This window comes from Sporosarcina sp. BI001-red (assembly GCF_003384035.1).
GTDB lineage: Bacteria > Bacillota > Bacilli > Bacillales_A > Planococcaceae > Sporosarcina.
In genome coordinates this window covers 243,677-260,419 of record NZ_QQAK01000011.1, presented here as the reverse complement: position 1 = coordinate 260,419, position 16,743 = coordinate 243,677, and the positions used below count along the sequence as shown (strand labels likewise).

The 16,743-nt window shown below is 44.3% G+C and carries 19 protein-coding genes and 1 other annotated feature; of the genes, 15 read left to right on the top strand and 4 right to left on the bottom strand.

The genetic code is table 11. The features are described 5' to 3' along the window. Window positions 1-85: 85 nt before the first annotated feature. Window positions 86-325, top strand: a binding site (T-box leader). 75 nt (window positions 326-400) lie between these two features. From DVB69_RS08415 to DVB69_RS08365, 11 genes are all read left to right on the top strand, one after another. Next, a complete protein-coding gene (locus DVB69_RS08415; protein ID WP_116018482.1) occupies window positions 401-1,777 on the top strand; it encodes an anthranilate synthase component I family protein in 1,377 nt (458 codons plus the stop codon). Between the two features lie 43 nt (window positions 1,778-1,820). Beyond that, on the top strand, window positions 1,821-2,852 hold the full coding sequence (trpD, locus tag DVB69_RS08410) for an anthranilate phosphoribosyltransferase (RefSeq protein ID WP_116018480.1): 1,032 nt from the start codon (window positions 1,821-1,823) through the stop codon (window positions 2,850-2,852). Continuing rightward, window positions 2,849-3,637 carry an indole-3-glycerol phosphate synthase TrpC gene (trpC, locus tag DVB69_RS08405; RefSeq protein WP_116018478.1) on the top strand — a complete coding sequence of 263 codons (789 nt, stop codon included), beginning with the start codon at window positions 2,849-2,851 and terminating at the stop codon, window positions 3,635-3,637. Before trpD ends, trpC begins: the two co-directional genes overlap by 4 nt. Then, window positions 3,637-4,245, top strand: coding sequence for a phosphoribosylanthranilate isomerase (locus DVB69_RS08400; protein WP_116018476.1), 609 nt, complete (start codon window positions 3,637-3,639; stop codon window positions 4,243-4,245). The genes trpC and DVB69_RS08400 overlap by 1 nt, the downstream gene beginning before the upstream one ends. Window positions 4,246-4,257: 12 nt before the next feature. Further along, entirely contained in the window at window positions 4,258-5,454 is a 1,197-nt protein-coding gene (gene trpB, locus DVB69_RS08395; protein WP_370452933.1) for a tryptophan synthase subunit beta, read from the top strand. Beyond that, the gene (trpA, locus tag DVB69_RS08390) at window positions 5,451-6,233 is read left to right on the top strand and encodes a tryptophan synthase subunit alpha (RefSeq protein WP_116018474.1); all 783 of its coding nucleotides are present in this window, start codon (window positions 5,451-5,453) and stop codon (window positions 6,231-6,233) included. The genes trpB and trpA overlap by 4 nt, the downstream gene beginning before the upstream one ends. A 99-nt stretch (window positions 6,234-6,332) precedes the next feature. Next, the gene (locus DVB69_RS08385) at window positions 6,333-7,289 is read left to right on the top strand and encodes a DUF4003 family protein (protein WP_158541066.1); all 957 of its coding nucleotides are present in this window, start codon (window positions 6,333-6,335) and stop codon (window positions 7,287-7,289) included. A 142-nt stretch (window positions 7,290-7,431) separates the two neighbouring features. Beyond that, window positions 7,432-8,352 carry a S66 peptidase family protein gene (locus tag DVB69_RS08380; protein WP_116018470.1) on the top strand — a complete coding sequence of 307 codons (921 nt, stop codon included), beginning with the start codon at window positions 7,432-7,434 and terminating at the stop codon, window positions 8,350-8,352. A gap of 35 nt (window positions 8,353-8,387) precedes the next feature. After that, a complete protein-coding gene (locus DVB69_RS08375; RefSeq protein ID WP_116018468.1) occupies window positions 8,388-9,332 on the top strand; it encodes a C40 family peptidase in 945 nt (314 codons plus the stop codon). A gap of 84 nt (window positions 9,333-9,416) precedes the next feature. Beyond that, the gene (locus tag DVB69_RS08370; protein WP_370452941.1) at window positions 9,417-9,875 is read left to right on the top strand and encodes an acyl-CoA thioesterase; all 459 of its coding nucleotides are present in this window, start codon (window positions 9,417-9,419) and stop codon (window positions 9,873-9,875) included. A gap of 119 nt (window positions 9,876-9,994) precedes the next feature. Then, window positions 9,995-10,945, top strand: a complete 951-nt coding sequence (locus DVB69_RS08365) for a hypothetical protein (RefSeq protein ID WP_116018466.1) — start codon at window positions 9,995-9,997, stop codon at window positions 10,943-10,945. A gap of 23 nt (window positions 10,946-10,968) precedes the next feature. Here the strand turns inward: DVB69_RS08365 and DVB69_RS08360 are convergent, their stop codons facing one another. The 4 genes from DVB69_RS08360 to DVB69_RS08345 all read right to left on the bottom strand — a co-directional run bounded on the left by DVB69_RS08360 (window position 10,969) and on the right by DVB69_RS08345 (window position 13,181). After that, window positions 10,969-11,337 carry a VOC family protein gene (locus tag DVB69_RS08360; RefSeq protein ID WP_116018842.1) on the bottom strand — a complete coding sequence of 123 codons (369 nt, stop codon included), beginning with the start codon at window positions 11,335-11,337 and terminating at the stop codon, window positions 10,969-10,971. Window positions 11,338-11,674: 337 nt separating this feature from the next. Continuing rightward, window positions 11,675-12,118, bottom strand: a complete 444-nt coding sequence (gene mscL, locus DVB69_RS08355) for a large conductance mechanosensitive channel protein MscL (protein WP_116018841.1) — start codon at window positions 12,116-12,118, stop codon at window positions 11,675-11,677. 43 nt (window positions 12,119-12,161) lie between these two features. After that, the gene (locus DVB69_RS08350; protein WP_116018464.1) at window positions 12,162-12,491 is read right to left on the bottom strand and encodes an MGMT family protein; all 330 of its coding nucleotides are present in this window, start codon (window positions 12,489-12,491) and stop codon (window positions 12,162-12,164) included. A 30-nt stretch (window positions 12,492-12,521) separates the two neighbouring features. Continuing rightward, window positions 12,522-13,181: a phosphatase PAP2 family protein gene (locus DVB69_RS08345; RefSeq protein WP_116018462.1), complete on the bottom strand. Its 660-nt coding sequence runs from the start codon at window positions 13,179-13,181 to the stop codon at window positions 12,522-12,524. A gap of 104 nt (window positions 13,182-13,285) precedes the next feature. Between DVB69_RS08345 and DVB69_RS08340 the strand changes: the two genes are divergently transcribed. The 4 genes from DVB69_RS08340 to fabG all read left to right on the top strand — a co-directional run bounded on the left by DVB69_RS08340 (window position 13,286) and on the right by fabG (window position 16,639). Then, complete coding sequence (locus tag DVB69_RS08340; RefSeq protein WP_116018460.1) at window positions 13,286-13,852, top strand: glycerol-3-phosphate acyltransferase; 567 nt, start codon at window positions 13,286-13,288, stop codon at window positions 13,850-13,852. Beyond that, window positions 13,849-15,459, top strand: coding sequence for an aminotransferase class V-fold PLP-dependent enzyme (locus DVB69_RS08335; protein WP_158541065.1), 1,611 nt, complete (start codon window positions 13,849-13,851; stop codon window positions 15,457-15,459). The genes DVB69_RS08340 and DVB69_RS08335 overlap by 4 nt, the downstream gene beginning before the upstream one ends. A gap of 15 nt (window positions 15,460-15,474) precedes the next feature. Beyond that, window positions 15,475-15,801, top strand: coding sequence for a bacillithiol system redox-active protein YtxJ (gene ytxJ / locus DVB69_RS08330; RefSeq protein WP_116018456.1), 327 nt, complete (start codon window positions 15,475-15,477; stop codon window positions 15,799-15,801). Window positions 15,802-15,898: 97 nt separating this feature from the next. Next, window positions 15,899-16,639, top strand: coding sequence for a 3-oxoacyl-ACP reductase FabG (gene fabG, locus DVB69_RS08325; RefSeq protein WP_116018454.1), 741 nt, complete (start codon window positions 15,899-15,901; stop codon window positions 16,637-16,639). Window positions 16,640-16,743 lie beyond the last annotated feature (104 nt).

Below are 16,743 nucleotides of genomic sequence, written 5' to 3'. Positions count from 1 at the left end.
TGTAAGATTGGAACAACTTTCAGATGGGTAGTTGGTGTCGGGAGCGACGCCGCCCACGGAGAGCAGAGACGAGAAGAGCATAGCTGAGAAATCATTGAAATAAGAAGAGTAGCATCGCATTAGACGGATTCAGAGAGTCGGTGGCTGGTGAGAACCGACCTGTCTTGTGGTGTGAATGGACTTATGAGAGCCTAGTGAAAACCATCTACTGGTTTTTTCAAGGACGCCATTCCCGCGTTACGGGAAGTGCTGAATGAACGCACACGAAGTGGGAGTACTTCTGTATTCCAATAGAGGTGGCAACGCGGATTTTTCCGTCCTCTGCAACCAGACATAACTGTCTGGATGCAGGGGGCTTTTTGTCGTTTTATAGAACTTAAACGAGATGGGAGAGAGTCAGATGACAATCGAAAAGATGGGGTTACGAGTAACAGCCAAAAGGATCGATGGAGAAACGGTAACACCTACTTTGCTCTTTGAAAGACTACGAGGCACACATAAATTTTTGTTGGAAAGTTCGTCAGGGCATACACAAAATGGACGCTATTCGTTGATAGGTGCAAATCCCTTAAAAGCCTATAAAGGACATCAAAATGGCGTAGAGGAAACCAATTACATGAATGACTCTTCGTTTCTTCATGAAGGAGACTTGTTCACACTGCTCAAACGGCTTATGCCGAGGGTGAGTGATGATAGTGAATTTCCGTTTACAGGTGGTGCGGTAGGCTATTTCGGATATGATGCTGGAAGAAAAGAGAATAACAGAGCAAATATAGAATTCCCGAGTGCTTATTTTAATATTTACGACACAATCATTGTCTATGACCACCATATAAACGAAGTGACATTGGTGCATACAGAAATACATCCTACCCATCAGGCACCTAATTTGGATGAACTTGCTGCAACACTTTTAACGGGTGTTGTAGATGGTGAAACAGATGTTACGGTTTCCGACTATCGAAGTGATGTATCGCAACAGGCATTTGAAACTAATGTACAGCGAGTAATCGATGACATAAAAGCAGGAAAAGCTGAACAAGTCGTCTTATCACGAAGATTGGAAGCAGATATTGAAGGAGATCCCTTCCAACTGTATCGACTTTTACGAGAAAGGAATCCCTCGCCGTATATGTATTACATGGAATTTGATGATCATATCGTTATTGGAGCTTCTCCTGAAAGCCTTGTACGTGTCCAAGAGAATCGCGTCCAAACGAATCCGATTGCTGGAACGCGTAAACGAGGGACTACTAAAAGAGAAGATGATGAATTGGAACAAACACTACGCAAAGATCCGAAAGAGTTGGCAGAGCATGACATGCTTGTTGAGTTAAGTCAGACCGAAATGAAACAGTTCTGTAATCCAGCAAGTGTTGAAGTAACTATGTACCAAGAAACGGTGAGGTATGAGCATGTGATGCATCTTGTATCAGAAGTGACAGGCAATCTTGCACCGGGGATGCATGCGCTGGATGCTCTCAAGACGAGTCTGCCGGCAGGGACGGTCACTGGTAGCCCGAAACCTGTGGCAATGGAGATGATTGATGAACTTGAGTCAGAGCCGAGAGGCATTTACGGCGGAGCAATCGGGTACATCGGTCTAAACGGTAATGTCGATTTTGCCCTAACAATTCGTACAATGGTTGTGAAAGATGGGGTTGTAAGTGTTCAGTCAGGTGCCGGAATTGTTGAAGCATCAAATCCACATTCGGAATTCATGGAGACGGTCAATAAAGCCAAATCTCTAACGGGATTGACAAAGAAAAGCCATTAGGATTGATGGAAAAGAGAATAGTTGAGAAGAGGAGAGATGAGTTATGAAGAGTTATATAGAGGCCATTCGAGCAAATCGAAATTTAACGTTTCAAGAGATGGAAGGTGTAGCAGGCCTGTTGTTTGATGAACGTACAGACGAGAAGAAAATTGCGAGTTTCCTGAAGTCTCTTGCACAAAAAGGAGAAACTGCTGACGAAGTGGCAGCCCTTGCATCCGTCATGTCTTCACATGCAATTCGCCCTGAATTTCCTGAAGGATCCTATATTGATAACTGTGGAACGGGAGGAGACGGTTCAAACAGTTTCAACATCAGTACAGCGTCTGCTTTTGTCATGGCAGCTTCGGGAGTATGCGTTGCAAAACACGGCAACCGGAAGATTTCAAGCGCTGCAGGAAGCCATGATGTACTTGAAGAGCTAGGGATGCGCAATGATCTTACGCTATCGGAAACGACGGCCATGATGGAGCAGACTGGTATTGCGTTCCTATTCGCCCCGAACGTGCATCCAAAGATGAAACGTATCGGAGAAATCCGAAGACGTATTGGCAGTCCGACAATCTTTAACCTAGTTGGTCCATTGACGAATCCAGTGCCCCTTTATTCACAATACACGGGCATTAACCGTAAGGAGTTTGTTATGGAGTATGCTTCTGTCCTGAACATGCTGGGACGGAAGCGGGCTGTAGTTGTCGCGGGTGCAGGAGGTCTTGATGAAGCAACACTTGCTGGTAGAAATACACTCGTTCTTGCAGATCGTGGTGATTTGATTCCATTTACGTTGACGGCTGAGGACGTGGGGCTAGAACCAGCTAATGTTGAAGCGATCAGGGGTGGGGATGCGGCACATAATGCAACGATTATCCGTTCAATCATGGATGGTCAACGAGGTCCGCAATTCGACACAGTCGTCTTCAATGCTGGGATTGGGTTATTCACAGAAGGTATTGTAAGAACCGTTCAAGAAGGGGTGCGACTTGCAGAAGATAGTATTCTTGCAGGGCGGGCGAAGAGGAAATTAGAAGAAGTGGCTGCCTTTTGTGAGCAGTGCTCCAATAAGGTGGTGACGTCATGACCATTCTCGATGATATTTTACGAGAGAAAGAACATGAGGTAAACAGATTGTTAGCAGAACCAACTGTCCCAGCTTCTTTAGCAAGAGTAGCTCGTCAATCGTTGCGTGATTCCATTATGAACTCAGATCAGTTACAAGTGATTGCGGAAATAAAACGGGCTTCACCATCGAAAGGAATTATTAAAGACACTGTCAACCCAGTCCATCAAGCAAGGATATATGAGCGAGCGGGAGCTGCATGTGTCTCTGTATTGACAGATACGCCATTTTTTAAAGGTTCGTTTGAGGATTTAAAGGAAGTAGCTGAAGCTGTTCTTATCCCGGTTCTATGTAAAGATTTCATCATTCATCCCATTCAAATAGACAGTGCGCTAGCAGCAGGGGCCTCCGTTATCTTGCTTATTGTCGCAGCCTTGCCGGATGCAGATCTAAAAGCATTGCATGTCTATGCAACAGCACTTGGATTGGAAGTGTTGGTCGAAGTTCATGATTCTAATGAGTTGGATCGTGCTTTAGAAGCAGGAGCGCAACTGGTCGGAGTGAACAATCGTGACTTACGGACGTTTGAGGTGGATCTTGCGAAAACGGAAGAAATAGCTTCTGTCTTCCCGTTTGAATCAGGGCGCGTGCTCATTAGTGAAAGTGGAATTGGAGGGACTACCGATGCACAACGTGTCGCGAAAGCGGGTGCAGGAGCTGTGTTGGTCGGTGAAACCCTTATGAGAAGTGAATCACCTGATCGGGCGATCCGTTCCCTTCAAGTGGGATTCGAGGTGAGTGGGTAATGACAAAGGTGAAGATTTGCGGACTTACGGAAGCCGTCCATGTGCAAGCGGCAGTGGAGGAGGGTGCTGATGCGATCGGTTTTGTATTTGCTCCGTCTCGCAGACAAGTGTCCGTGGGAAAAGCTGCTGAACTGGCATCGCAAATTCCACAATCCGTGTTGAAAGTAGGCGTGTTTGTCAATGCCACAATGTCTGAGATTCAAGCAATCTTTGAAGCGGTCCCATTGGATATCGTGCAATACCATGGAGATGAAACTCCGGAATTCATTGCCCATGTCGGTCTGCCCGCCTTTAAGGCATTTTCAATTAAGAACTCAGAAGATATCCATAGAGCTGGTGTCTATCCTGTAACCCCATTGTTTGACGCACCTGGGATTGAGTTCAAAGGGGGAAGCGGTAAAACATTTAACTGGGATATTTTAAAGGAAACAGGAGTTCAGGAACGCCCATTCATATTAGCGGGAGGGTTGAATGCTGAAAATGTAAGTGAGGCAATTTTGCGAGTAAATCCTATAATGGTGGATGTATCAAGTGGTGTTGAGATTGAGAAGAGAAAAGACGAGCAGCTAATCCGAGAATTCATCAAAATGGTTAAGCGAAAAAAGTGAGGAGAGATGAGCATGATTCAGACAGTAGAGGGTAAAGGACGGTATGGAAGATTTGGTGGACAGTACGTTCCTGAGACATTGATGGGTGCATTAACTGAACTAGAGGAAGCGCATGACTCTGCATTAGCAGACCCCGCGTTTAGAGAACAACTGAATAGTTATTTGAAAGACTTTGTGGGAAGAGAAAATCCTCTTTATTTTGCTGAACGCCTTACTGAAGCTGCAGGCGGTGCAAAAATATACTTAAAACGCGAAGACTTGAACCATACAGGAGCCCATAAAATCAACAACGCACTCGGGCAAGCGCTACTAGCAAAGCGTATGGGAAAGCGGAAAATTGTAGCGGAAACTGGAGCCGGTCAACACGGTGTTGCGACAGCTACCGCGTGTGCATTGCTAGGGCTAGAATGTGTGGTCTTTATGGGGAAAGAAGATATCCGTCGTCAGGAGTTGAATGTATTTCGGATGGAACTACTTGGTACACGGGTGGAGTCCGTCGACAAAGGTGCTGGGACGCTTAAAGATGCAGTTAATGAGGCACTTCGTTATTGGGTTGCACATGTGGAAGACACACATTATATTCTCGGTTCTGCCCTTGGCCCCCATCCATTCCCTAAAATCGTCAGGGACTTTCAGCAAATAATCGGACAAGAGACAAAACGACAAATTTTGGATAAAGAAGGCCGTCTTCCCGATGCAGTTGTTGCATGTATCGGTGGAGGAAGTAACGCAATTGGAATGTTCCATCCATTTGTAGAAGATGAGAACGTCGCTTTGTATGGTGTAGAGGCGGCGGGTGGAGGAATTTCGACTGGACAGCACGCAGCTGCGATCGCTGAAGCAAAAGAAGGCGTGTTGCATGGGGCATATATGTACGTGCTCCAAGATGAGGATGGGTTCATTCAAGAAGCGCACTCGATTTCCGCTGGACTCGATTACCCTGCAGTCGGTCCTGAGCATTGTCATCTCCATGATATCGGTCGGGTGCAGTATACGTCCGCAACAGACGCAGAAGCGCTTGAAGGGGTTCAATTACTTGCTCAAAAAGAGGGGATCATTCCTGCGCTTGAAAGTGCACATGCCATTCACTTTGCATTCGGTTTAGCGAAAAAGATGCAGTCTGATGATATTCTAGTCGTTTGTCTTTCAGGCAGAGGAGATAAAGACGTGCAGACGGTGCGCGATGCGTTAGGAGGTGGCGTTCAATGAGCAAATATACATTAACTGCGGCAATCCGTAAACGAAATGCAGAAGGTCTGTCGGCATTCATCCCCTATATGATGGCGGGTGACGGAGGATTGGAAGTGTTGCATGAACGCATTTCTTTCCTTGAAGAAGCAGGAGCTGATGCAATTGAAATCGGCATTCCTTTTTCTGATCCCGTGGCGGATGGTGAAGTGATCCAAGAAGCAGGAAGTCGAGCACTACAAAGAGGGGTCACGTTGAGGAAAGTGATGAGCACATTACAAGTGCAGTCACATAAGATTCCTCTGGTTATCATGACATATTTGAATCCAGTTCTAGCTTATGGGCTACCAAAGTTTGTTGCGGACTGTGAATGTGCGGGCGTTAATGGCTTAATCATACCGGACTTGCCACACGAAGAACGTGGACTGTTATCCGATGCACTCGAGGCTAAGGATATTGCCCTCGTGCCCCTTATTTCGTTAACAAGTTCCACTGAGCGGATTGAAAAAATTGCACGGGCAGCAGAAGGGTTCATCTACGCGGTGACGGTAAATGGGATTACAGGAGTTCGGAGCGGATTCAGTTCGGATTTAATGAATCATTTAACAGACTTGAAGCGAATAGCGAATGTACCAGTACTTGCAGGTTTTGGGATCTCCACGCCTGAGCAAGTCCGGGAATTCAGCTCCGTTACAGATGGTGTGATTGTAGGCAGTGCAATCGTGACGGCGTTTCACGAAGGAAAGTTGGATAAGATACAATCCCTCATTAAAGCGGGTCAAACAGCGGTTAAACACTGACACGTCCTAGTTAGCGAAAACGTGTAATTCGGCAATTAAGCACGACATTGAAACTTTCACCTCTGAAAAACGTACAACTGATGAAGGGAGATGTGCGGGATGGATTGGGAAACCGTGAAAATAGAAATGGAATGGACACATGAAAAAGTGTCATCTTTAGCAGGTTGGTCTGTTGATGAAAAAACAGTGCTTACCATTGCAGTGTACTATGTGCTCTCTCAAAAAGAATTTAGTTCGGAAAGTTTTTTACGCACGATGGAAGCGTTGGAAAAACGGGCTGGCTGGTTATCACCGGTGCGAGGGAATTTTTTGCCGATGCTTGCTTCTTTTTTAGATAGTCCAACATTTTCAGCAGACGATGCAGTCCAACTATTGTTTACGAAACAGCAGATAATCCGAAAAACAGGGTTCAAAAATACTGTGCATTCGTATTTAGCGGCCATACTGATGACGTCTGATCCCGCAACCTCCAAAGTCGAAGCGAAACAAGCTAAACGGTTGTATAACGCCATGAAAAAGCAACACCTCCTACTGACTTCAGATGAGGATTATTCGTATGCAATGCTGTTAGGCAAAGCAAACAACGATGCAGTCCAACAAGCCGCACTCATGCGCCGTTACTTTGATGAATTAAACAAGGTGGGATTTAAATCCGGTACTGAGTTGCAATGGCTATCTCAAGTTTTGACGATGGATTGTTGCTCATTTAAAAACGAGAGAGTGATTCGTGCGGAGCAACTGATGTCCCACATTCGTAAGCGTGTCAATTTAAAACCAATACATTACCCTGTCATAGGTTTTTTAGCCATTCTTGAATGTCAGGACAACCAAGTAGAAGAGTTGATCAGGTTTTCGAATTTCGTTGCAAAGGGAGAATTGTTTAAGTGGCATAAGACGCTGGCATTTTCATTTGCGTCTGGCTATTTTTTGCAACAAATGATAGAGAATAAAGAAGTCCCAGGCTTTTCAAAAGAATTGAATGTTCTTATTCAACAGGCCCTTATGGCGGCAACAGTCACAACTATCGCCTCTACAACGACATCAGCTCTCTCTTGATTCCCTACATAATTAACAGACCCAGCAGCCCGATTTGCTGGGTTTTTCATATACGATTTACGCAAAAAACAGTCTCATCCTTCATGCGTTACATTGTATGATAGACTTAAAGAAATAGCAGGAAATGTGAGGAGGAATTTTATTGAAAATAGCACCTAAACGATTGAAAGTTGGAGATACAATTGGCATCGTTGCTCCAGCGAGCCCACCCAATCAGGAAAGTTTGACACGTTCATTTGCGTTTTTAGAAAGTTTGGGACTGAATTGGAAATTAGGAAAACATGTGAAAGACGTCAATGGCTACCTTGCAGGAACAGATGACGATCGGCTGGCAGACTTAGAAGAGATGTTCGCTGATCCGGAGATCGCGGGTATTATTTGTGCAGGTGGAGGATATGGTTCTGCGCGGTATGCGGATCGATTGGATTACCAGCTTATTCAAGAAAATCCCAAAGTGTTTTGGGGTTTCAGCGACATCACCTTCCTTCACACTGCCATCGCAAACTATACGGATCTTATAACGTTTCATGGTCCGATGCTTGCCTCGTGTGTAGGGAAAGAGACGTTTCATGAGCTATCTGCAAAAATGTTCCGCCAGCTTTTTGAACCAATGGAATTGCATTATTCTGAAGCGATTAGTCCGCTCGAAACACTGTCTCCTGGAGTGGCATCCGGGGAACTGACAGGTGGTAACTTATCGTTACTTGCTAGCAGCATAGGAACGAAGTTTGAGATAAATACAAAAGGCAAAATACTCCTCATTGAAGATGTGGGAGAAGAACCGTACCGTGTCGATAATTTGCTGAATCAGCTACGACTTGCAGGAAAGTTTTCGGATGCAGCGGGTATTGTCATAGGGGACTTTGCAAAAGCGGAGCCCAATAAGCAGCCTTCATTAACTCTTGATGAGGTTTTACGCCACTATACCGCGGATCTCGGGAAGCCGGTTGTGAGCGGTTTTAAGATTGGACATTGTGAGCCACATTTTGCAGTTCCACTCGGTACGAAAGCACAACTGGATGCTGACCAAAAAACATTGACGATTTTACCTGGCGTTGAGTAAGTAGCAATAGAAACGGGAAAGGGGATCGATGAACAATGGAGCAGCAGGAGTCTATGTATTCATGTGCAGTACCCGTCGCAACAATTTGGACATCACCGGAATCTGTTAGGGAACTAGATGAAGCAGGGGTAGCAAATCCGTTAAGTATGAACCGATGGATTGCAGCTATGACGCTAGAAGAACGTTTTGAGTTGTGTAAAGAAAAGCGAGTTCAAAGTCAGCTTATTTACGGAGAGCCAGTGCTAGTGGAGTCTATCCAAAACGGCTGGGCGAGCATCATTGCGGTATGGCAGCGTACTAAGAAAGATGATCGTGGATATCCTGGATGGGTCCCGCTCGCGCAATTGAAGGAATTGCAACCACTGAACGATTCCGAAGGAGTTGTTCGGGTTGGTGTTCCGAAGTGTCAGCTGTGGCATCTGGATCGGACCCCCGCACAATTAGTTGTCCCGTATAATACGATTTTACCGATGATCAAGAAAGAGGAAAACTGGATTATCGTTGCGACTCCTGACGGCGACCATCTCATCCGGCAGCAAGATGTGTGTGTCGCGTCGTCGGTTCATCATTTCAAAAAATGCTCTTTATCATTAGCAGCAGAACGGGCAATGGAATTTCTCGATTTGCCATATTTTTGGGGTGGAATGTCTTCCTATGGGTATGATTGCTCGGGATTGACATATAATATGTTCAAAGCATGCGGGCAGTTCATCTCAAGAGATGCGAGTGATCAAGCGACCGAAGGGGAAGGAATTCCAATGGATGACCCGAATGTTTGGAAGCGCGGAGATCTTTTGTTTTTTGCAGATGAACAATCGGGTAATGTGGACCACGTTGGATTTTACTACGGAGAAGGACAGATGATTCACGCGACATCGACCAAAAAAGGCGCGGTAGAATTGTGCGTCCTTTCAGAAACATCCTATGCTAAACGATTATGTGCAGTTCGGCGATATAGTGAAGAGGCAGGAATACTGTGAGGCGCGTTGCATAGGTGTATAATAAATGCGTACTTATCGATAGCAGTCATGGAAAGGAAGATAGAATTGATCGAATCACGTAAAATGATCGAATCGAGAACGATTCAGACAAAGCTGGTACTTCCTCCAGACGCCAATCATATGGAAACAATTTTTGGTGGTAAAGTTCTCGCATATATAGATGAAATCGCGGCAATTACGGCTATGAAACACGCGCAAATGCCAGTAGTAACAGCGTCTATAGATTCAGTGGACTTTTTGTCATCGGCGGTCGTTGGGGATGTATTAGAGCTAGAAGCGAATATCACGTCAACGGGTCGTACCTCAATGGAAGTGTTCGTTATGGTACATTCAGCGAACTTGTTGACGAACGAACGCAAACTCACAACAGAATCATTCTTGACGATGGTGGCAATCGGACCTGATAATCGTCCGACACCTGTTCCAAGTGTGATTCCTGAGAGCGAAGGCGAAAAGAGATTGTTTGATTCTGCGCCAGCACGACGCCTTCACCGTAAACAACGAATTCAAATGGCACACTAATGAGAGCGACCGCTTTTTTTCAGCGGTCGATTTTTTTATGCCCTCCAATAGAGTAACTCTCAACAATGAAACCTTCCGTCGAGCGAATCCGTATATACAGAAAAAGGGGGATTTTGACAATGAAAGAAACGATGCAAGAGCGTCAAATGGCGCTCACCCTATTGAAAAATGAGTCAAACCGGATCACCCGAAGGCTAGCAGATGCTGAGCATAGGTTGCAAACAGCGACAGCAGAGAGAAGTCGGCTAGAACAAAAGCTGACGAAAGAACAGCGTGATGTCATGCAACTCGGGAAGTTTTCGTTTTTGAACAAACTTAAAGAGCTAACGGGAAAATGGGACCAGCAAATGGAAAAGGAAATTGCAGAAGCAGCTGAGGCGGAAATCGCTTTTAATGAGGCTCAAAAGCATGTAGATGATCTAACAGAAGAGGTAGCTCAGTTAAAAGCAGCCTCTATTAACCCAGATTATGTACATCTTCAAGAAGATTGGGATGATTTCTTACATGAAAAAGAACTATGGATTCGACAGAATGATTCTGCATCCCAAGCTACTTTACAAAAAATTGCTGATGACAGAGTCCGGGTACGTTCCATGATTCGCGAGGTGAAGGAAGCACATGAAGCAGGAGAGAAAGCGATACGTACACTTGATCAGGCGATCGATAAACTGAACAACGCGGAAGGCTTGTCGATGTGGGACACGTTTCTTGGGGGTGGCCTACTCGTCTCTGCACTTAAGTATTCTGAAGTGAACAGTTCCGATGACCTCGTTCATCAGGCACAACGGGCATTGCGGCACTATGAAACTGAATTGTCGGACGTCCAAGAAGCGGCCACAGCATCTTTCGAAGTGAATAAAAATGATATCTTCACATTTACAGATCTGTTCTTCGACAATATCTTTTCAGACTTTGCAGTCCACTCCCGCATAACGGAAGGGAAAAGTAAGTTGAACGGCGTACTACAAGACGTTCGACATACCCAGGCTCAGCTGAATAGGAAGTTGGAAGAGGCAGAGGCGGAACTCGAATCGCTTAGTTCAGAGGAGAAGAGTATTTTATTGTCCTGAATGGAAATGGGATTCGGAAAAGTTCAATTGTATTCCAGGAATTCAATGCGGTTTCCAAAAGGGTCGTGAGTAAAAAAGCGAGCGCGACCGGCAATGGGTGGCTCCTCATTGATTAGGCATGCTGCATCTTCCAACTGACGTCTTAGTTCAGAAAGGTTACTCACCATAAAACCAGGATGTGCCTTTTTCGCTGGTAAAAAATTAGACTGAATACCGATGTGAACTTCTTGTGCGCCACATTGAAACCAGCAACCACCGCGCGATTTCAGGTTTTCGGGTTTCTCGATTTCTTGCATCCCAAGCAGCTTTCCGTAAAATGACCGTGCTTTTTCTTCAGAACCTTGAGGTGCTGCAATTTGAATATGGTCAATTCCTTTAAATGTCGGGTTCATCATCATCACATCTCCTTTCATTTACTATACCTTCACACGTGTGAGTAGAATAATTGGATTATTCTATGACCTGTGTTTGGTTTATCTAATGACTGAGTTTACATATGAAAAACCACTTCGCAAAGGAAGTGGTATGGAGAAATTAGTTATGATGTTTGTATGATAGCGCGACTCCTGCAACAATGCCAACTAGAACAAAAGCAAACAATGCAAACATAATATAAACGAACCACATGAAGAAGCCCCTCCTTTACCATGTCATGCCATTACTGTACCATGCTGGTTGATTTCCGGCAATGTCATATTTCCTAGTAAAATTGGGGAAGACCGTTCCATATTACTCAGTGGGATTATTTGGTGGTAAGTGCCTGTCTTCAGACGTTGTTTCGTCAACTCCCGCTTGCTGAGTTTGTAATAAGTCGCGAATCTCTTTCAAGAGTTCTTCTTTTGCATCAATAGACGGTGTTTCAGCAGGTTGTTCAACTTCTTTCTTTTTGAACTTCGAGAGTAACCGAATGACCATGAAGATTGAAAAGGCGATGATTAGGAAATCGATAATGGATTGGATGAAAGCTCCATATGGAATGATCGATTTAGTGTTGGGTACAGAATATGCTTTACTAGATAAATCAATTCCGCCAGTTATTAATCCGATTAAAGGGGTAATGATATTTTCAACAAGGGACGTTACGATCTTTCCGAAGGCAGCACCAATCACAACGGCAATTGCCAAGTCAAAGATATTCCCTTTGAACGCAAACTCTTTAAAGTCTTTCCACATAGATAGTTGCACCTCTTTATTAAAATGATTTCTTGCGATTTTTTTATTCCTCGTCACCATTAAAACCAAGCCACCTATATACATTCAAGTCTATCTTGCCATTCGGAAGAAAAGAAACACCTTCAGCTTCTAACAACTGTCGCTGTCGACTTCCTTTTTCTTCTGCATCTGCCGGAGTTGAAATCCCACCTTTTGCATTGATAATCCGGTGCCAGGGAAGATGATGACTAGCACTCATGGAGTGGAGGACGCGTACAACTTGACGCGCCCCACGCCGGTTTCCTGCAGCTGCTGCTACTTGCCCGTATGTCATAACGTATCCTGGTGGAATGGATTGAATGGCATGTATCACTTTTTCGGTGAATGGGTTCACGACTTGTCCTCCTTACATCAGTTAGGATATTCAGCGAATGGAAGAATGGGTTCTGGATTGTCTTTTATTCATGAAAACGGAGTAGACACTTGTCGCAATCAGTACCCAACAAGCACTTGATGATATTCCCCCAACGATATCACTTGGGTAATGGACACCGAGATATATCCGACTAACACAAATCATGCCAATCATGAAGATTGCACAAATAACGTAAAGAATACGTCCGGAGTTTTTCGCGTTTCTCCAAAGGATAAATGCAAGAATGATATATAAACTTGTCGCTATCATCGTATGTCCGCTAGGGAAAGAGTAACCGCTGATTTCAATAAGCCGATTCAGATCTGGACGTGCACGGTGGAAAAATAGTTTCAGCACAAAGTTCAGCACGGCAGTTCCACCAATCACAATTAGAAACAGGATTGTATGTGCTTTTTGTCGAAAGTATAGCAGTAAACCTAGTGTAATAACGGAGATAACTAGGACGGTTTTAGTTGAGCCGATTATAGTAAATACTTTCATTACTTCAGTTAACCAAGGGGCTTCTGCGCCTTGAACGAAGTTAATTATTGGTGTGTCGAATTGGGCGATGTTACCATTTTTAATAGAGAAGGCAACATATCCAAAAGCCACGGTAAGAACCAGACAGGAAACAACGGTCGTTAGTAATCGACCAGATAACTCACGCATTACTTTCAAACCTTTCTTTTATCAAGTACATTCTCATTAATTTTCACGAAGCTGCTTATGAATTGCAAGCAATAAAGCTAAACGTCTAGAAATGGAGTAGTCGAATGGTTTTCCTCTTAATACTAACATCTTATATACTAGGGAATTTTTTACCGGCTTTGCAAATCGGAAGAAGAAAAGGGATGACCATTCTAGCTGAAGGGAGCGGGAATCCCGGTGCAAGGAATGTAGGCAGAGTGTTCGGTAAAAGGGCGTTCTTATGTGTGTTTTTACTTGACGCGGGAAAGGGTGCACTAGCTGTTTTCATAGCTTTTTTACTTGATGGTCGTCCTGTTATTGAGTTGCTGGCTTTAGCGGTGGTCATGCTAGGCCATTGCTATCCAATTGTTCATCGTTTTAATGGTGGTAAAGGAGCAGCAACGTTTATCGGTGGCTTACTCGTCTTTCATCCGATATGGATTCTACCTATTTTGTTAGGTTTCGTTGTTCTGTATCCAGCAATCAAGAAATTTACAGCTGCCAGTGTGCTTGCAACGATTGCAATAGTTCCGTGCAGCATTTGGTTATATGACGAAAAAGAGACTCTGATCGCATTATCCATAGTTGGACTGCTGCTATGGACTCATCGAGCCGATCTTCATATCTCAAAAGGAAGGAACTACAAGAGATGACCTACTTCTACAGAATAGCAAGCACCAAAAAGGATGAAGAACAGATTTGTAAATTGAATTATGAAACATTCGTTGAAGAAATCCCACAACATCGTCCAAACGACAATAGACAATTGTTGGATCAATTCCATAATGAGAATACATATTTATTATGCATGAAAGACTCGAAAATTATAGGGATGATTGCTGTACGCTCAACTCGTCCGTTCTCCCTGGACAAGAAACTGGGTCCCATTGAGGAAAAACTTTTAAATCCTCCTCGATATCCAGTGGAAGTCAGATTACTTTCGATAGAAGCACAGTATCGTACAGGGCGCCCTTTTCTAGGCATGTTACAGGCGCTAGTGAATTGGTGTTTGAAAGCTGGGTATGATGCGGCGGTTATTTCAGGCACGGTTAGAGAGTTAAAGTTGTACCGTCAACTGGGCTTTTTGCCTTTTGCTGAACCAACAGGAACAGCAGAAGCAAGTTTCGTCCCGATGATATTGACGTTGGAAACTTATGAAAACGGGGCAGCCGGTCGTATCGCAAAACCGATGTTGAACTTCTTGCCAGGACCGACCGAGATTGCAGGAGATGTACAGAAGGCGTTATCCTCAGATGCAGTCTCTCACCGATCGTCAGCACATGCACGTACGCTGAGATCTGTACAAAATGAGCTAAAGCTGTTGACCAAAGCCCGTCACGTGCAAGTGTTACAAGGTACAGGCACTCTTGCAAATGACGTGGTAGCCGCACAGCTCAGTCGCCTTTCTGGGAAAGGGCTCATTCTGGTTAACGGAGAATTTGGAGCTAGGCTTTGTGATCACGCATCCCGAATGGGGTTAGAATATGATTCCATAGAAATAGAGTGGGGAAATTCGTTCGAAACTAGTGAATTAGAGGCCGTGATGGATGTCGGAAATTATAGCTGGATATGGTTTGTTCACTGCGAGACTTCCACAGGCGTTTTGAACGATTTAGAAAAGATTCGTAACTTGTGCTTAGCGCGAAGCATTCAAATCGCAGTCGATTGTGCGAGTTCACTTGGAACTGTCGCCATTAACTTAGAAGAGATTGACTTTGCAGCGTCAGGAAGTGGAAAAGGTCTTGGTAGTTATTCTGGATTGGCACTCGTATTCCATAAACAGGACATACAACCTGATTCGAAAATACCGCTCTATTTGGACCTTGGCAATTATACCATTAAAGAAGGAATACCCTATACACAGTCCTCCAACCTTCTTCAAGCGCTTGAGAAAGCTGTTCAGCATATAACGTGCCACCCGAAAAGCCATTTCGCGGACATTCGTAAACGATCGAACATACTCCGATCGGCTATTGAAAAAATGGGCTACCAAATTCTTGCGCGGGAAACGAACGCAAGTCCCGGTATTCTCACGATTGTACCAAGAGCTGGCGAGTCTGCGCTGCAGTTGGGGGAAGATCTGTTTTTGAATGGATATAGAACTCACTATGAAAGTAGATATTTGCGTAAGAGAAACTGGCTACAGGTGGCTGCGATGAATGAGATGAGTGAAGAGGAAGTCACTCGTTTTTTACGAGTGCTAGAGCGTTTGACGTCGTTTAATCGAGAACAAATTGGGGAATTGAACATATATAATTAAAAGGAGAGGTTTTGTATGCAAGAGCTTCATACAATAGAAGACTGGAATCGTGTCGTTGAACAGTCGAATCATCACGACCCTGTACTTGTCATCAAGCACAGTACGACATGCCCAATCAGTGCAGCAGGGTATCGGGAATTTCAATCCTTTGAGACCAAGATCCCTAAATACTGTGTAATTGTCCAGACAAGTAAAGACGTATCTCGTAAGATTGATGAGGATACGGGTGTAAAACACGAATCACCTCAAGCGATTCTCATGAAAAATGGTGAGGTTGTTTGGCATGCTGCCCACTATGATATCCAGCAATCCAATCTAAAAAAAGCAGTTAGTGCAATTTGAAATAACGAACAGGCACTCGCAAATAGCGGTGCCTGTTTTGTTTAACTGTGATACGATATGAGTATTCAGATAGTCTAAAAGGAAGAGGGCGTTGTGTTTGCGAATATCCGGAAAAACAGCTGTAATCACTGGTGGGGCAAAGGGAATAGGAGCGACAGCTGCTCGTATTTTTTGTGAACAAGGGGCTCAAGTTGCCATCATTGATTTCGACGAAAAAGCCGGTGAAGCACTAGCTCAGCAATTACATGCTGAAGGATTTGATGCCGCTTTTTTTAAGGCTGATGTGGCAGACGAGCAAGATATCAACAATGCGGCAACGGCCATTAACGAGCAGTTTGGAAAGGTTGACATACTTGTGAATAACGCCGGCATTACAATGGATGCGATGACGTTGAAAATGGAAACGAGTGCGTTTCAACGTGTGCTCGACGTGAATGTCACAGGGGTGTTCAATTGTACCAAAGCGTTTTTACCAAGTATGGTAGAAGCAGGCGTAGGACGAATTATTAGTACATCATCCATTGCAGGAACGGGTGGAAATGTGGGGCAAGCGAATTACTCAGCTTCTAAAGCAGCCATTATCGGTATGACGAAGACTTGGGCAAAAGAGTTCGGTCCTAAAGGAATTACAGTCAATGCAGTTGCACCGGGCTTCATTGAAACCGAGATGATTAAAACAATTCCGGAAAATATAATTGCTCAGATTCGACAGTTGACACCTTATCCGCGTTTTGGAACACCTGAAGATATTGCCAATGCGTACTTGTTTTTGGCGTCCGATGAAGCTTCGTTCATTAACGGAACCGTCCTGGAAGTAGATGGTGGGATGCTTAAGTAATACGTGTATCTTTGTGAATAGATTCACGTAATGTGACACTTATCATATGAAAAGTCATGACATTCATGCCTATTTAAGAGGTTAGTTTCCTTGTACGATTAACG

What these genes read in the sequence shown, in the direction of transcription:
- DVB69_RS08415 (WP_116018482.1), top strand. Translation starts at nt 401, where the DNA reads ATGACAATCGAAAAGATGGGGTTACGAGTAACAGCCAAAAGGATCGAT.
- trpD (WP_116018480.1), top strand. Translation starts at nt 1,821, where the DNA reads ATGAAGAGTTATATAGAGGCCATTCGAGCAAATCGAAATTTAACGTTT.
- trpC (WP_116018478.1), top strand. Translation starts at nt 2,849, where the DNA reads ATGACCATTCTCGATGATATTTTACGAGAGAAAGAACATGAGGTAAAC.
- DVB69_RS08400 (WP_116018476.1), top strand. Translation starts at nt 3,637, where the DNA reads ATGACAAAGGTGAAGATTTGCGGACTTACGGAAGCCGTCCATGTGCAA.
- trpB (WP_370452933.1), top strand. Translation starts at nt 4,258, where the DNA reads ATGATTCAGACAGTAGAGGGTAAAGGACGGTATGGAAGATTTGGTGGA.
- trpA (WP_116018474.1), top strand. Translation starts at nt 5,451, where the DNA reads ATGAGCAAATATACATTAACTGCGGCAATCCGTAAACGAAATGCAGAA.
- DVB69_RS08385 (WP_158541066.1), top strand. Translation starts at nt 6,333, where the DNA reads ATGGATTGGGAAACCGTGAAAATAGAAATGGAATGGACACATGAAAAA.
- DVB69_RS08375 (WP_116018468.1), top strand. Translation starts at nt 8,388, where the DNA reads ATGGAGCAGCAGGAGTCTATGTATTCATGTGCAGTACCCGTCGCAACA.
- DVB69_RS08370 (WP_370452941.1), top strand. Translation starts at nt 9,417, where the DNA reads ATGATCGAATCGAGAACGATTCAGACAAAGCTGGTACTTCCTCCAGAC.
- DVB69_RS08365 (WP_116018466.1), top strand. Translation starts at nt 9,995, where the DNA reads ATGAAAGAAACGATGCAAGAGCGTCAAATGGCGCTCACCCTATTGAAA.
- DVB69_RS08360 (WP_116018842.1), bottom strand. Translation starts at nt 11,337, where the DNA reads ATGAACCCGACATTTAAAGGAATTGACCATATTCAAATTGCAGCACCT.
- mscL (WP_116018841.1), bottom strand. Translation starts at nt 12,118, where the DNA reads ATGTGGAAAGACTTTAAAGAGTTTGCGTTCAAAGGGAATATCTTTGAC.
- DVB69_RS08345 (WP_116018462.1), bottom strand. Translation starts at nt 13,181, where the DNA reads ATGCGTGAGTTATCTGGTCGATTACTAACGACCGTTGTTTCCTGTCTG.
- DVB69_RS08340 (WP_116018460.1), top strand. Translation starts at nt 13,286, where the DNA reads ATGGTTTTCCTCTTAATACTAACATCTTATATACTAGGGAATTTTTTA.
- DVB69_RS08335 (WP_158541065.1), top strand. Translation starts at nt 13,849, where the DNA reads ATGACCTACTTCTACAGAATAGCAAGCACCAAAAAGGATGAAGAACAG.
- ytxJ (WP_116018456.1), top strand. Translation starts at nt 15,475, where the DNA reads ATGCAAGAGCTTCATACAATAGAAGACTGGAATCGTGTCGTTGAACAG.